The sequence below is a fragment of the Sphaerimonospora sp. CA-214678 genome (assembly GCF_050942215.1).
GTDB lineage: Bacteria > Actinomycetota > Actinomycetes > Streptosporangiales > Streptosporangiaceae > Sphaerimonospora.
Genome location: NZ_CP192056.1, coordinates 6,010,785 through 6,025,600, shown reverse-complemented (window position 1 = coordinate 6,025,600; position 14,816 = coordinate 6,010,785). Strand labels below are relative to the sequence as shown.

11 protein-coding genes and 1 riboswitch are annotated in these 14,816 nt (G+C 67.4%); of the genes, 7 read left to right on the top strand and 4 right to left on the bottom strand.

What is annotated here, in order from left to right:
- Window positions 1–102: 102 nt before the first annotated feature.
- Window positions 103–351: a LuxR family transcriptional regulator gene (locus ACQP1K_RS26850; RefSeq protein WP_433498465.1), complete on the top strand. Its 249-nt coding sequence runs from the start codon at window positions 103–105 to the stop codon at window positions 349–351.
- 77 nt (window positions 352–428) lie between these two features.
- Here ACQP1K_RS26850 and ACQP1K_RS26845 read toward each other — a convergent pair whose 3' ends face one another.
- Window positions 429–1,478, bottom strand: coding sequence for a patatin-like phospholipase family protein (locus ACQP1K_RS26845; RefSeq protein WP_433498464.1), 1,050 nt, complete (start codon window positions 1,476–1,478; stop codon window positions 429–431).
- Window positions 1,479–1,704: 226 nt separating this feature from the next.
- Complete coding sequence (locus tag ACQP1K_RS26840; protein ID WP_433498463.1) at window positions 1,705–2,631, bottom strand: C40 family peptidase; 927 nt, start codon at window positions 2,629–2,631, stop codon at window positions 1,705–1,707.
- Window positions 2,632–2,804: 173 nt separating this feature from the next.
- Window positions 2,805–2,981, bottom strand: a riboswitch (cyclic di-AMP (ydaO/yuaA leader).
- A gap of 315 nt (window positions 2,982–3,296) precedes the next feature.
- Between ACQP1K_RS26840 and ACQP1K_RS26835 the strand changes: the two genes are divergently transcribed.
- The 5 genes from ACQP1K_RS26835 to ACQP1K_RS26815 all read left to right on the top strand — a co-directional run bounded on the left by ACQP1K_RS26835 (window position 3,297) and on the right by ACQP1K_RS26815 (window position 11,782).
- Window positions 3,297–3,848, top strand: a complete 552-nt coding sequence (locus tag ACQP1K_RS26835) for an amino-acid N-acetyltransferase (RefSeq protein WP_433498462.1) — start codon at window positions 3,297–3,299, stop codon at window positions 3,846–3,848.
- Between the two features lie 220 nt (window positions 3,849–4,068).
- Window positions 4,069–5,247 carry an RDD family protein gene (locus ACQP1K_RS26830; RefSeq protein ID WP_433498461.1) on the top strand — a complete coding sequence of 393 codons (1,179 nt, stop codon included), beginning with the start codon at window positions 4,069–4,071 and terminating at the stop codon, window positions 5,245–5,247.
- Window positions 5,248–7,159: 1,912 nt separating this feature from the next.
- Window positions 7,160–7,498 carry a histone-like nucleoid-structuring protein Lsr2 gene (locus tag ACQP1K_RS26825; protein WP_433498460.1) on the top strand — a complete coding sequence of 113 codons (339 nt, stop codon included), beginning with the start codon at window positions 7,160–7,162 and terminating at the stop codon, window positions 7,496–7,498.
- A 295-nt stretch (window positions 7,499–7,793) separates the two neighbouring features.
- Window positions 7,794–10,298, top strand: a complete 2,505-nt coding sequence (locus tag ACQP1K_RS26820) for an ATP-dependent Clp protease ATP-binding subunit (RefSeq protein ID WP_433498459.1) — start codon at window positions 7,794–7,796, stop codon at window positions 10,296–10,298.
- A gap of 548 nt (window positions 10,299–10,846) precedes the next feature.
- Window positions 10,847–11,782, top strand: coding sequence for a TIM barrel protein (locus tag ACQP1K_RS26815; protein ID WP_433498458.1), 936 nt, complete (start codon window positions 10,847–10,849; stop codon window positions 11,780–11,782).
- A gap of 57 nt (window positions 11,783–11,839) precedes the next feature.
- Here the strand turns inward: ACQP1K_RS26815 and ACQP1K_RS26810 are convergent, their stop codons facing one another.
- Complete coding sequence (locus tag ACQP1K_RS26810; protein WP_433498457.1) at window positions 11,840–12,700, bottom strand: A/G-specific adenine glycosylase; 861 nt, start codon at window positions 12,698–12,700, stop codon at window positions 11,840–11,842.
- A gap of 182 nt (window positions 12,701–12,882) precedes the next feature.
- On the opposite strand from ACQP1K_RS26810, the gene ACQP1K_RS26805 reads away from it, so the two are divergent.
- Complete coding sequence (locus ACQP1K_RS26805; protein ID WP_433498456.1) at window positions 12,883–13,605, top strand: hypothetical protein; 723 nt, start codon at window positions 12,883–12,885, stop codon at window positions 13,603–13,605.
- 27 nt (window positions 13,606–13,632) lie between these two features.
- Here the strand turns inward: ACQP1K_RS26805 and disA are convergent, their stop codons facing one another.
- Complete coding sequence (gene disA, locus ACQP1K_RS26800; protein WP_433498455.1) at window positions 13,633–14,814, bottom strand: DNA integrity scanning diadenylate cyclase DisA; 1,182 nt, start codon at window positions 14,812–14,814, stop codon at window positions 13,633–13,635.
- Window positions 14,815–14,816: the final 2 nt, after the last annotated feature.

Sequence of the window (14,816 nt, the reverse complement as noted above, 5' to 3'; positions counted from 1 at the left end):
AAGCGCGGTCGGCCGCTTCGACACTTGACGAGTTTCGTCAGAGGTGTTTACCTACCCGTGGAGGGTGGGTCGGCAATTCGTCATCATGGGGAGGGACAGACGATGGGGTTTCCCGACGTCGTCTCCCGAGGTGACAATCTCGCCTCGGACCTTGATCGTGCCGGTCTCACCGCCGATGACCTGCTGCTTCTCGCCGAGCTCGCCAAGGGCGTGAGCGCCGATCGGGTGGGCCGTCGTCTGGACGTGAGCGGCCGGACCGTACGGCGGCGCCTGCGAGGCATCTGCGACAGGATCGGCGTGGAGACGGCGATCGAGGCGGTCGCCTGGGCGGCCCGCCGCCGCCTGATCTGATCTTTCCGGAGTGCGCCTCAGACCACTCTCGGTTCGGCGGACCGATCGGTCTCCAGATCTGGACCGTCGAGGTAGATCTAGTCGGTCGATGTGGTCGTCGATCTGATCGCCCGGCGGCGGGTGCGCTCGCCGATCGAGGGAACGGGCGCGGCCGGCGTCACGTGGAGCGGGTGCTCCTCGTCGGCGACGGGATCGGACAGATATCGTGCGACGCCCGGTTTCGGTTCATGACTGTGGAGCCAGTGCAGGGTCGCCTGGGTGGCGCGCTCGATCAGGTCGGCGGTCTGGCGGAAATCTATCGGCAGCACCTCGACCGGGCACAGCGGCGGGAGCACGTGCATCGTCGTACGACGCCGGTTGTGCCTGATGGAGGCGCTGATGCGCTGCTCGCTCAGCAGGTTGTAGCCGTGCAGGGCCATCGCGATGGCGGTGGACGGCGGCGCGGGCAGATGGCAGGAGAAACCGGGTGCGAACAGGTACACCTCGTCGGCGCCCGCGTTGACTGCCAGATCCAGGACGGTTTGATCGGCGACACCGCCGTCCATCAGAATGCGGTCGCCGATCCGCACATTGGGGTAGAGCGCGGGAATGGCGGTGCTGGCCAGCAGCGCGGGAAGCACGGGTCCGTGCGACAGCACGGCGGCCCGCCCGGTGAGGACGTCGGTCGTCAGCACCATCAGCGGGAGCCGGGTTTCCTCCAGGCGGTCGAACGAGAGGAAGCGTTCCAGGAACCGGCGCAGCGCGTTGTTGTCGAACAGGTGGTTGCGGGTGCCGAGCGCCGTGCCGATGACGGACACGGGATTGAACGGGAAGGTGTAGTTCAGCGTGCCGATCGCCCGGAGTGCCCCGCGCAGCGGATGGAAGGGAAGGTTGTCCGCCAGGCTACGCAGCGCCTCCTGCCTGCTGAGCGGATACACGTCGTGGCTGCTCACGGTGAGCCACAGGCGGGCGAGTTCCTCGACACCCTCGGCATCGGGGCGGGCAGCGTAGTAGGCGCCGTTGAGCGCGCCCACCGAGGCGCCCACCACCATGTCGGCGCGCACCCCGTACGCCGTCAGCGCGCGGAGCATGCCCACCTGGACGGCCCCCAGGCTCCCGCCGCCCCACAGCGCGAAGGCCCTCGTCATCGCGGCTCCTCTCACGAGAGCGCAGCGGCCGGCCGGGACGCGCTGAGCACGTCCCGGTCTTCATAATCGGTTCCCGGCGACGTCGCACCGAATCGGCGAGCGACGCTCGGACGTAGCGGCCGGGTGTGCTCGGGTGTTCCACGGGGCGTGCTCGGGGTGTGTCCGAGGTGTGTCCGAGGTGTGTCGAGATGTGTCCGGTTTCGGCCGGGGGGAGCCGCCCCGATGCTCAGTCCGCGACCCGTACGGCTCCCGCGAACGGCCGACCGGCGATCTTGGCGACGCGTACGACGTCCCCGGTGCGCGGCGCGTGGACCATGTAGCCGCCGCCGATGTAGATGCCGACGTGATGCAGGTCGTTGTAGAAGAACACGAGATCGCCCGGGCGCATGTCCTCGTGGTTGATGTGCGTGCCCGCCGTCCACTGGTCACCGGTGTAGTGCGGCAGGCTGATCCCGACCCGCTGGTAGGCCGCCATGACCAGGCCAGAGCAGTCGTAGGACGAGGGTCCTTCCGCGCCCCAGACATAGGGCTTCAACTGCTGGGTCAGCGCCCAGCGGGCGGCCTCCGCCGCCTTGCCTCCGCCGACGATGGGGAACGAGATCCGAGTCGCCCGGCCGCCGATGCTGCCGGCGACCCTGCTGTAGAGGCTGCTCTCGGTCTTCCTGATCAGACTTCTGATCTTGCCCTTGCGGGTCTCGAGGCTGGACAGCAGCTTCTTCACCTCGGCCTGGCGGGCGGCGGCGCTGGCCTTGGCCCGCTCGGCCGCCTTCATGACGTTGGTGACCGCGGTGACCTCCTGGCCCTGCTGCATCTGCAGCGCGTAGGTGGTCGAGGCCTGGTCGAGGTAGGTCTCGGGGTCGGTGGAGCCGACCATCGGGAGCAGCGGGCCGATGCCGCCGTTCATGTAGGAGTTCTGGGCGAGCGCGCTCGCCTTCTGGCGGCGGTCGGCCAGTTCCGCCTCGCTCTTGGCGAGTTTCTTCTTGGCGATGGCGGCGGAGCGCTGGGCGGCCTTGAGCCGTACGCGCTCGCCGTTGTACTGCTCGGCGAGGCTCTCGATCTCCTCGTGGAGGCGCTCGACCTCGGCCGCCAGCTTCTTCAGATCCGGCTTGGGTTCGGCGGTGGCGGCCACCGTGGGCGCGCCAAAGGTGATCATGGTGAGTGCGACACCCACGAGGGCTAACCGGCGGATGCCTCTGGGCCCGGCCTTCCGGGCTCGGGCGTGCCTGCCTGCGGGCCGTCCTCCACGCATGCGTTACCAAGCTCCTCTCCTCGGCTGTGCCGTCGGAGGACCGCCTGCTCGGCCGTTCGCCGGCCGCGCGGTGTCCGTACGGCACTACTGGACGCCTACCGGGTTAGCTGACGGGTTCGGGCCGGAGCAGCCCTACCTTTCGGATTCACCCCGTTATCGACGGGGTCCGGCGTCGAGCCGGTCCGCGATCCGTACAGTTGGGTCCCCGGCTCCCCTCCACACCTGGTGCGTTGAAGACTCGGCATCGTCGCTGGACATTAGTGCACGCCGAGTGCCCGCTCAACCGGAACTCTCGATCCCATTTAGATTTCACAACTGAACGATCACGTTCGGGTCACGGTCTCGACGTAGACGCACCCTCATCAACCTGCCTTTACCTCCTAAGTAAGATCATTTGGGTCTCATCGGTCCGGTGTCTCAATTTGCTAAAAATCAGACAAGGTGAGGTTAATCACTACTCCTACCCACGGTGCTTCCATCGCGACTGTGTGTCACTCCGGCCGCGCTCTCCGCGTTTTGGTGTAACCGTTGATCCGGCCGTCGCTGGGGCAGGGCTACGCTGACCGTTCATGGAGCAGGTCGCCGAGGAGACGCCAGCCGAGTCCGGTCCACCGGCCCTTGTCGTACGTCGCGCCAGGACACCCGACGTGCGGGTGATCCGCCGCCTCGTCGACGCGTACTCCGGAGTGGGGCCTCGCCTGCTGGAGAAGAGCACGGTCACGCTCTATGAGGACATCCAGGAGTTCTGGGTGGCGGAGAGCGCCGGGCAGGTCATCGGCTGCGGCGCCCTGCACGTGCTCTGGGAGGACCTGGCGGAGATCCGCACGGTCGCCGTCGACCCCGGGGTCCGTGGCCGGGGCGTCGGCCATCGGATCGTTTCCGCACTCATCGAGACCGCGCGTGAGCTGGGGGTGCGACGAGTCTTCTGTCTCACGTTCGAAGTCGAGTTCTTCAGTCGGTACGGCTTCATGCCCATCCAGGGCACGCCGGTTTCACCCGAGGTCTACGCCGAACTTCTGGCTTCGTACGACGAAGGCGTCGCCGAGTTTCTGGATCTTGAGCATGTGAAGCCCAACACACTCGGCAACACCCGTATGTTGCTGCACCTCTACCGTGGGTGATCCTCGCCCCGCTTGACTGTATGGGAAACCAAATGCAAAGGTGACTGTTGATACGCCGGTCGCTACTTTGGGCGATATCAGCATGGAGCCTGAACCGCGGGCGCATGCGTATCTGAAACGAGGTGACACGGTGAGCACCGGACAGCCACCGTATCCGCAGGGCGATTCGGATGGTACGCCAGCGCCGTCTTCCGGCCGCGGTGCCGGCGCCGACGGGCAGGTGTTCGACCCTGAGGCTACCGCCGTCAACTATCTGAACCCGGCCCAGCAGCCGGGCTCGCCGCAGACCCCCGGGCACGGACAACAGTACGAGCAGCAGTACGGCCGGCAGCAGTACGGCCAGCAGGGTTACGGCCAGCAGCCGGGATATGGTCAGCAGCAGTACGGCCAGGAGCAATATGGCCAGCAGACCGGCCCGCAGTCGTACGGCCAGCAGCAGTACGGTCAGCAACAGCACGAGCATCAGTACGGCCAGGAGCAGTACGGCCAGGAGCAGTACGGGCAGGAGCAGTACGGGCAGGAGCAGTACGGTCAGCAGCCGGGTTACGGCGGCCAGCAGCCCGGCTATGGTCAACAGCCCGGCTACGGTCAACAGCCCGGTTATGGCCAGGAGCAGTACGGGCAGCAGGGATACGGTCAACAGGGTTATGGGCAACAGCAGCCCGGCTACGGTCAGCAGCCGGGTTACGGTGGCCAGCAGTCCGGGTACGCGCAGCCCCAATACGGTCAGCAGCAGTACGGTCAGCAGCAGTACGGCCATGACCAGTACGGCGGTCAGGCCCAGCAGCCCGCCTACGGCCAGCCGGGTTACGGCCAGCAGGGCCATGGGCAGCCCGGTTACGGGCAGGCGGCCTACGGCCAGCCGTACGGCGCCGCGGTCCCGCCCGGCGCTCCGGCTCCGCTCGCCGAGTGGTGGCAGCGTCTCGTGGCGAGGATCATCGACGGCTTCATCGTCGGCGTTCCCTTCGGCATCATCTCGGCCATCATCACGGCGATCGTGGTGACCCAGGGATCGATCAACTCCCGGACCCGCGAGTTCGTCGAGCCGAGCGGTTACTTCCTCGCGGCACTGCTCATCGCGATCCTCGGCGGTGTGGTGATGGTCGGGTACGAGTTCCTGATGCTGAAGATGCGCGGGCAGACGATCGGGAAGATCGCCATGGGCATCAAGGTGGTCCCGGTCGGCGGCGCCCTCACCCAGGACGGTCTGTCGCCGGATGTCGCGGGCAAGCGGGCCGCCGTGCTGTTCGGACCGCAACTGCTGCGGTGGATTCCCGTCGTGGAGTATCTGGCCGGCGTCTTCGCACTCCTGAACGTGCTCTGGCTCCTTTGGGACAAGCCGCTGCAGCAGGCCCTGCACGACAAGGCGGCCGGCACAGTGGTGGTCAAGGTCAAGTAGCGCCATAAGACGGGGTCGATGGAACGGACCATCGGCCCCGTTTTTTCGTACCTTCCCCCAAAGAAGCGGACTAGGGTGTGTTTCAAAAGCGCTGTACGACGCGAAGGGCCTCCGCGGCGGAGCCCGTGGGCGAACTCCCGCAGGGTGGAAGACAACGCGGCGAGGCGTCGGCTGGACCGCGCGTAGCGGGTATGGCTTTTGAAACGCGTCCCAGGTGATGCATCGCGGAAAACCTGTAACAGGAGGGGCTGAACCATGGGATGCTCAGCCGGTGCCCGTACGGCCGCCCACGCCGAAGCTCACCGGGATGGGGTCTAATCCACGTCGCGTCGTTCGTCGGCCGAATCCCAAGCGGTCCGGAATCCATGGTCTGGAATCCATATGGTCGTCTCCGGCTCGTCCGGTCCGGTTCGCCTTCCCGCGCCGTACCGATCGTGGAATGGTAGGTCGTTTGGATCGCTCGAATCATGGCCGTCGCTCCGCCGGCCTCGCCGATGTGATTTTTTCCGGACGGCCTCAACTGATCTTCGGTACCGTCCGCCGATCTTCTCAGAACTTCCGTGGAATGCCTCGTCGGCCGGTTTTCACCGTGTTTCGCCGACCTTCAAGAGCGGCCTTCGCCGGCCCCGTTCGCCGTCGGGCTTCATGGTCGACGTTCACACTCGGCCTTCACACCGGGCCTTCACTCCCGGCTTCTCGACTTCCCCGGGCGCCGGAACCTATCGCGCTCTGTGATCTTGTCGAAGTTGCCGGGAGGTCGCATCCGCCCGCGCGACCCCCTTTCAGAGATCTTGCGGAAACTCGCATTCAAGGCGCTTGGCCGGAGTGAACGGCGATGGCGGCCTCGGTGGCAAGATCACGCAAAGTGGAGTCGCGGGTGAACTGGCTCACAGGAAGTTTGTCTGAGATCGCGGGAGGAGGTCTGTGCTCACCGGTCGGCGCCGTGAACTTTTTTCAAGATCACTATGTGTTTTGCCGTTCCTCCGTCTTCCCTGCTTCTCATTGCGCGTGGGCGTACAGCCGGCCTTCCCCGGCAGGTGGAGGCCGGTCGGCGAGCCGCTTGTCCGGTCGCCGATCCCCGTTGAGCAGCGGGTTCTCCGAGGTGAGACATGCGGGGCAGGGGTTTGCCCGGCGGCCTGCCGGCGAGCCGCCGCTGTCGTACCGGTGCCGAACCGCCTCCGTGCGGATCGGTACGGATCTCAGCGGAAACTGTGGATGTCGCTTCGGAGGTTCCTCTCACTTGGCATTCTGGGTACGATTTCGAGTGCATCCGGTAAGACGGCTGGAGAGACGGAGATTACCTTCGGCACCGCGGGTAGGCTGGATGGGCGTACGTGGTCTCTGGCGGCTGCCGGGAGTGTTTGACGAATGCCGTCTGGTGTGCGTGTGGGATCCCAGATGGATCGTCCGTGAGGTGGAGGAGGAGTCCGCAGTGGAGCCGCGGGCACCGGGACCGCCCCCGGATCTGAGCGGAAAGCCGAGCCCGCGAGGAGTTTTCGCGGGAGGGGTGACGACGCGGCGAGGCGCATCCGGGCCCCGCGTACCTGACATGATTTGTTGAACACGTCCCGAGAGCGCACCGGGGTGCCTGACCTGACAAGGCGCCCGGGAGGGCCCGGACCTGACCCTGAATTCCACCCGGGTGCCGTAAGACACCCCGGCACGAGCGAGGCAGAATGACAGAGGTATTGTCCGCCTTGATACCTTCCGTGGTCGCCGCCGGAGCCGTCGTGTACGGCATCGTAAAGTTGGTGCGTTCCGACGCGGCGGGTCTACGGACGGCACGTGAGCCCCGTGAGAACCCGCCGGACTCAGAGGTCGCCGAGAAACGGCATAGGTGAATTGTCAAACGGCGAAACCGGGTATATGTTTGGCTGACGAAACAAACTATGCTCTGCGAAAGGATTGCCGGATGGCCAGGCATACGCAGGTGATTCTCATCGATGATCTCGATGGCAGCGAGGCCACTGAGACGATCAACTTCGGGCTTGACGGCACGTCATATGAGATTGACCTGAGCGAGGGCAACGCCAAGCGACTGCGTGAAGCCCTGTCGCCATTCGTCAGCGGCGCCCGGCGTGCGGAGACCGCACCGCTTCGTGGTCGTCGTCGTGGCGGTGCCGGACAGCGGGCGATGTCCCGTGAGAAGAGCGCGGAGATCCGGGCCTGGGCCAAGTCCCACGGTCACCCGGTGAGTGAACGTGGCCGAATCGCCCAGTCGATCGTCGACGCGTACGAGGCGGCACACTAACTACGCCCTTGATCGTGCGGTTATGCCGGTCGTCGGATGTTCTGACGACCGGGATAACCGCACGATTGTGCATGCGGATAGGGCATGCGAGAGATCGTGTCCATCCCTCTTAAAACCTCGTTCGCTTGCGGCGTATCGGGAACACGTCACGCCCGGCAAGGGGTTGGATAGAGCGTGAACGCCCTGCTCTCGGGGAACCCTTCAACAGAGGAGCGGTCGCTGGGTCGGGGCTACCATGCGGAACGACGGGCCGGATCTCCCGCGCTCGCCTGACCGCTCTGTGAGGAGCGACGAGATGTTCGAAAGGTTCACCGACCGTGCGCGGCGGGTTGTCGTCTTGGCCCAGGAAGAGGCCCGGATGCTCAACCACAACTACATCGGTACTGAGCACATTCTTCTGGGCTTGATCCATGAGGGTGAGGGCGTTGCCGCCAAGGCTCTGGAGAGCCTGGGCATCAGTCTTGAGGGTGTGCGCCAGCAGGTCGAGGAGATCATCGGCCAGGGCCAGTCGGCGCCGTCGGGGCACATTCCCTTCACCCCGCGTGCCAAGAAGGTCCTTGAGCTGTCGCTCCGTGAGGCCTTGCAGCTCGGTCACAACTACATCGGTACCGAGCACATTCTTCTGGGCTTGATCCGTGAGGGCGAGGGCGTGGCGGCCCAGGTGCTGGTGAAGCTGGGGGCCGACCTCAACAGAGTGCGGCAGCAGGTGATCCAGCTGCTTCACGGTTATCAGGGCAAGGAGCCGGCGGCGGCGGGGGGTCCGCAGGAGTCCACTCCGTCGACCTCTCTTGTCTTGGACCAGTTCGGCCGCAACCTCACCCAGGCAGCACGCGAAGGCAAGCTCGACCCGGTCATCGGCCGGGAGAAGGAGATCGAGCGGGTGATGCAGGTCCTGTCCCGCAGGACCAAGAACAACCCGGTTCTGGTGGGTGAGCCGGGCGTCGGCAAGACCGCCGTCGTCGAGGGTCTGTCCCAGAAGATCGTCAAGGGCGAGGTGCCCGAGACGCTGAAGGACAAGCAGCTCTACACCCTCGATCTGGGCGCGCTGGTCGCCGGTTCCCGCTACCGCGGCGACTTCGAGGAGCGCCTGAAGAAGGTGCTCAAGGAGATCCGTACCCGCGGCGACATCATCCTGTTCATCGACGAGCTGCACACGCTGGTGGGTGCGGGCGCCGCCGAGGGCGCGATCGACGCCGCCAGCATCCTCAAGCCGATGCTGGCCCGTGGCGAGCTGCAGACCATCGGCGCGACGACGTTGGACGAGTACCGCAAGCACCTGGAGAAGGACGCCGCCCTGGAGCGGCGGTTCCAGCCGATCCAGGTGGCCGAGCCCAGCCTCAGTCACACGATCGAGATCCTCAAGGGGCTGCGGGACCGGTACGAGGCGCACCACCGGGTCTCCATCACCGACGGCGCACTGGTCGCCGCCGCCCAGCTGGCCGACCGTTACATCAGCGACAGGTTCCTGCCGGACAAGGCGATCGACCTGATCGACGAGGCGGGTTCCCGGATGCGGATCCGTCGCATGACCGCGCCGCCGGACCTGCGCGAGTACGACGAGAAGATCGCCAACGTGCGGCGCGAGAAGGAGTCCGCGATCGACGCGCAGGACTTCGAGAAGGCCGCGGCGCTGCGCGACCAGGAAAAGCAGCTCCAGCTCAAGCGGGAACGCCGTGAGAAGGAGTGGAAGGCCGGCGACATGGACGTCGTGGCCGAGGTCACCGAGGAGCTCATCGCCGAGGTCCTCGCGACGGCCACCGGCATTCCGGTCTTCAAGCTGACCGAGGAGGAGTCGCAGCGGCTGCTCCGGATGGAAGACGAGCTCCACAAGCGGATCATCGGGCAGGACGACGCCATCAAGGGTCTGTCCCGGTCCATCCGCCGGACCAGGGCCGGACTGAAGGACCCGCGTCGTCCCGGTGGCTCGTTCATCTTCGCCGGCCCGTCGGGTGTCGGTAAGACGGAGCTGTCCAAGGCGCTGGCCGAGTTCCTCTTCGGGGACGAGGACGCGCTGATCATGCTGGACATGTCCGAGTTCATGGAGAAGCACACCGTCTCGCGGCTGTTCGGCTCTCCGCCCGGCTACGTCGGGTACGAGGAGGGCGGCCAGCTGACCGAGAAGGTGCGGCGCAAGCCGTTCTCCGTGGTCCTGTTCGACGAGATCGAGAAGGCCCACCCGGACATCTTCAACTCGCTGCTGCAGATCCTGGAGGACGGTCGCCTGACCGACGCCCAGGGCCGGGTGGTGGACTTCAAGAACACCGTCATCATCATGACGACCAACCTCGGCACCCGGGACATCTCCAAGGGCATCGGGGTGGGCTTCGCGAAGGCCAACGACACCGAGTCGAACTACGACCGGATGAAGTCGAAGGTCCAGGAGGAGCTCAAGCAGCACTTCCGGCCCGAGTTCCTCAACCGTGTCGACGACATAGTGGTCTTCCACCAGCTCACGCCGAAGGAGATCATCCAGATCGTGGACCTGATGCTCGCCCAGGTGGACGAGCGGCTCAGGGACCGCGACATGAGCCTGATGCTGAGCCAGGAGGCCAAGCAGCTGCTGGCCGACCGCGGGTACGACCCGGTCATGGGTGCCCGTCCGCTCCGCCGGACGATCCAGCGCGAGCTGGAGGACATCCTGTCGGAGAAGATCCTGTACGGCGAGCTGCGTCCGGGGCAGGTTGTGAAGATCGACATCGAGGGCGAGGGCGACGCCGCGAAGTTCACCTTCGTCGGTGAGACGAAGGCGCCGCAGGTCCCCGACTCGGCCGCGGCCATCGCGGAGCCGATTCAGCAATGAGCCCGTCACTGAGCCGCCACTGAGCCGCCACCGGGCCGGTACCGATCCGGTGGCGGCCCAAGGCGGCGGCTGAGGAAATCGGCTGAAGAAAACCGGCTGAAGAAACCGAGGGGCGCCCCCCGCAAGTGGGGGGCGCCCCTCGGCTTTTCCCACCCTCGGTTCCCGTCGTTCCGCCACTGGTCCCGATGTGCCGCCGGACACCGCCCATGATCGATGTGGCCAGTCGCATAGCGCAGTCCGCTTTCGCGCCACGCGATGTAGTACTACACTCTGTAGAGAATCGCGGCGCCGCGGTTGGGAAGCTGTGACGCCACCAGGAGGGGCAGCAGATCCGACCTGGTCAAACGCCCCCTCGGCACGTACGCGTGTCATCCGGGCGGCGTAGCGGCCACTCAGCTCAGCGGTGGACGCGAGGACCGAGTGGACGGGGGAGACTCGATCGGAGCCGGGCCGTCCCGGCCGCAAGAGGATCACTCCGGCGTCACGCCTGCCCTCAACGGGGGCGTGAGCCGCCGGCACGCAGAAGCACAACGCCTGGGAGGTACCTTATGCGCCTGTTGCATGAGGACGGGACGCTCGTTCACCTTGCTTACAACGCGGGGGTACACCCGGCGGAAGACCTGGAAAACCTGATCGCCCACCTGACCCGCTACGCGGTGCCGGTGCGCCGGAAGCTGGGCGTCGACCGGCTCGGGATCGGGCTGTGGCTGGCGCCGCCCGTCGCCGACCATCTCATCGCCGATCGCATAGAGCTCGTACGGCTACGGCGTTCGCTTGAGGAGCGGGGCCTCGAGGTGGTCAGCCTCAACGGCACCGGCGGGCGCAACCAGGAGGTGCCGGGGCCGGACTGGGCCAAGCCCGAGCGTTACCGCTACACCATGGCGCTCGCGAGGATCCTCGCGTTCCTGCTGCCCGAGGATGTCCGCTTCGGCAGCATCTCGACGATTCCGATCGGCTGGCGCCGCGACTGGCCGAGCGATCTGCACGACATAGCTTCACGCCGCCTGGAGCGGCTCTCCCGTGAGCTGCGCGGTCTCTACAGCGTGACCGGCAAGACCATCCGGGTCGGGTTCGAACCGTGGCCGGGTTGCGTGCTGGAGACGACGGAGCAGGCGCTGGAGCGCGTCTGTGACATCGACTCCGAGCATCTCGGGGTATGCCTGGACGCCTGCCACCTGTCCGGCGGACCGGAGGAGCGGGACGCGGCGCTGCGGGGCCTCGCCCAGGCCGGCGCCCCGGTGGTGAAGCTGAGTCATGTGCACGACCACGGGCACGAGATACCCAGCACTCAGCCGGTGCTTCAGGACACGCTCAACGCGATCCTGTCCGGCGCGGTGAACGGCAGCGCACACATCGAGGTCGAGGCGCACCACGGCACGGCTCCGAAGACGAAGGGTCCGGCCGCGCTGGTCGCCCGGCTCGCCGACGAACTCGACTGGACCCGCAACCACCTCACCGCGCTGGGCCTCAAGCTCGCCGCCTGATCCGGCCCGTCGCAGTCAGCGGGATCAGGCGGCGCGACCGGCGTTGGGCTCCGGCGGTCAGGCGGGGAGCCGGTAGGTGCCGTCGGGCAGCACCTCGGCCAGACCGTCGTCCAGCAGGCCGTCCAGCGCACGCTCGCGCTGGACGTGGTCGGCCCAGACCACGTCCAGCGCCTCCTTCGGCACGGGGCCGTGCGCGTCCCTCAGCACGGCCAGCAGGCGTCCTCGGCACTGCCGGTCGGTCCCCGCGTAGGTCTGGCCCCGCCGCACGGGGCCGGCGGGCCGCCCGGCGGACCGCCACGCGCACTGCGACGCGACCGGGCAGCGCTCGCACCTGGGCGCGCGGGCCGTGCAGACCAGGGCGCCCAGTTCCATGATCGAGACCGCCCAGCGCGGTGCGCCGACCGGCGGGATCAGGGATTCGGCCAGGCGCCGCTCGGCGGCCGTCGTCGTCTTCGGCGGGTGCTCCTCACCGCGTACGGCTCGGGCCAGCACGCGGCGGACGTTGGTGTCCAGGACGGCGTGACTGCCGCCATAGGCGAAGCTCGCCACGGCGGCCGCCGTATAGTCGCCGATCCCCGGCAGCGCGCGCAGCTCGTCGTACGTCGACGGCACCCGCCCGCCGTGCTCCGCCGTGATGGCCCTGGCGCACGCGTGCAGGTTCAGGGCACGCCGCGGGTAGCCGAGGCGGCCCCAGTGGCGTACGGCCTCGCCGGAGGGCTTTTCGGCGAGTGCCTCGGGGGACGGCCAGCGCGCCATCCACTCCGTCCAGACGGGCAGCACCCGCGACACCGGAGTCTGCTGGAGCATGATCTCGCTGACCAGGATGCCCCAGGGGGTCGCTTCTGGGCGCCGCCACGGCAGATCCCGATTGTGCTCGGCGTACCACTGGAGGATCGGTTCACGAAGCGAGACGGCCACGATCAGACCCTATCCGCCAGGCCCTGTCCACCGAACCTTGTCCACCGGGCCCTGTCCGCCTCTCCGCATCCCACCACAAGTTCCACATCCGACCATAAGCGCCACCCCGAGCTCCGCCATCGGATCCTCCCGTCGCGGCGTGCCGTTTCCCCTGGAAGGGCAGGGCTCTCCATACTGAGAGTATGGATCCGGACACGTTCCGTGGTGATGTCGGTGTCGATGGGGCGGACGTCTACTGGCGCCGCAGGGTGTCGGTGCTCACGGGCATGCTCGTCGTCGTGGCGGTGGTGGCATGGGCCTGCACGAGCGCCTCCGGCAAGCCGGGTGACAAGACGGGTGGCGTCAGGGCCACACCGGGAGCCTCCGGCCCGATGGTCGTCTCGCTGCCTTCCGCTCCCGCATCGGGGAGCCCGTCGCCGAGCGGTGCCGCCGCCCTCGCCGCGCAGGCCGAACCGTCTCCGTCGCCGTCCGGTGCGCGGTCTCCGTCACCCAAGCCGGCGAAGCCGCGGCGGCCCGGCGATCCCTGTGATCCCAAGGACCTGGTGATCGCCATACGCAGCGGTCAGAACGTGTACGCCGGGGACGCCGCGCCCACGTTCCTCCTGACCGTGGTGAGCACCGATCGGATCGAGTGCACGGTCGACGTGGGGCCGCGCACGCTGGAGATGCGGGTGACGTCGGGCGGGCAGCGGATCTGGTCGACCGCGGACTGCGTGGCGGGCGAGGGCGTCGACCGGCAGACGCTCGAACGCGGCATCCCGTACGTCCGCACGATCACCTGGGACCGCCGCCGATCGGGGACGGTCTGCTCGGGCAAGCGTCCGACGGCCGAGCCGGGCACGTACGTCGCGAGCGTCCACTCCGGCCACCTCAAGAGCCCGAAGGTCGTGTTCCACCTGCGCTGAGGCTCGGCCCAGAATGGCGATCGGGGTTCAGAGGTAGCGATCGAGAATGGTGGCGTCGGCGAGGCGGGACAGCCCCTCGCGTACGCTGCGGGCCCGGGCCTCGCCGACGCCCCCCACGGCCTGCAGGTCGTCGGTGCTGGCGGCGAGCAGCTTCTGCAGCCCTCCGAAGTGGTCGACGAGCCGGTCGACGATCGCCCGGGGGAGCCGGGGCACCTTGGCGAGCAGCCGGAAACCACGGGGGCTCACCGGTGCGTCCAACGTGCCGGCTCCCGAGTGGCCGAGCACGTGGGCGACCTTCACCGGATCGAGCAGGTCGGCGGAGGACAGCTCGTCCAGCTCGTGCATCGCGTCCGTGAAACTCCGGGGATGCCGGACAGACGGGCCCGGTGAGGTGGGGGAACCGGTCGAGGCCGGTGGATCGGGGAGATAGTCGCGGACTATCTGCTCGCGGTCGGTGTCCACGCCGGCGACGAGCTCGTCGAGCTGGAGTGACAGCAGGCGGCCGTCGGTGCCGAGCTCCACGACGTACTCCTCGATCTCCCCGGCGATCCGGCGGACCATCTCCAGCCGCTGGATCACCACGGCCACGTCCCGGACCGTTACGTGATCCTCGATCTCCAGCGCCGACAGGGCGCCGGACACCTCGTCGAGCCGCTTCTTGTAGCGCTCGAGGGCCGCCAGGGCCTGGTTGGCCTTCGAGAGGATCGCAGCCGAGTCCTCCAGGACGTACCGTTTGCCGTCGAGGTAGAGCGCGATGATCCGCATCGACTTGCTGATGGCGATGACGGGCAGCGAGGTCTGCTTGGCCACCCGCTGGGCGGTGCGGTGCCGTGTGCCCGACTCCTCGGTGGGGATGGCCGGATCGGGTACGAGGTGCACGGCCGCCCGGACGATCCGCGAGCCCGCGTCGTCGAGCACGATCGCACCGTCCATCTTGGCCAGCTCGCGCAGCCGGGTGGCCGAGAACTCGACGTCGAGCGTGAAACCGCCGGTGCAGATCTCCGCCACGGTGCGGTCGTAGCCCAAGACGATGAGACCGCCGGTGTAACCGCGCAGGATGCGCTCGAGCCCGTCGCGCAGAGCTGTGCCCGGAGCGATGGCGGCCAGCACGGCCCTCCTGCGCTCGTCCGCTCCCTTGTCGTCGTCCAGCACCCTCTCCCTCGCGATGGACGGCCGTCCCGCCAGCTTACCGGCGTACCCTCTCTTCACCC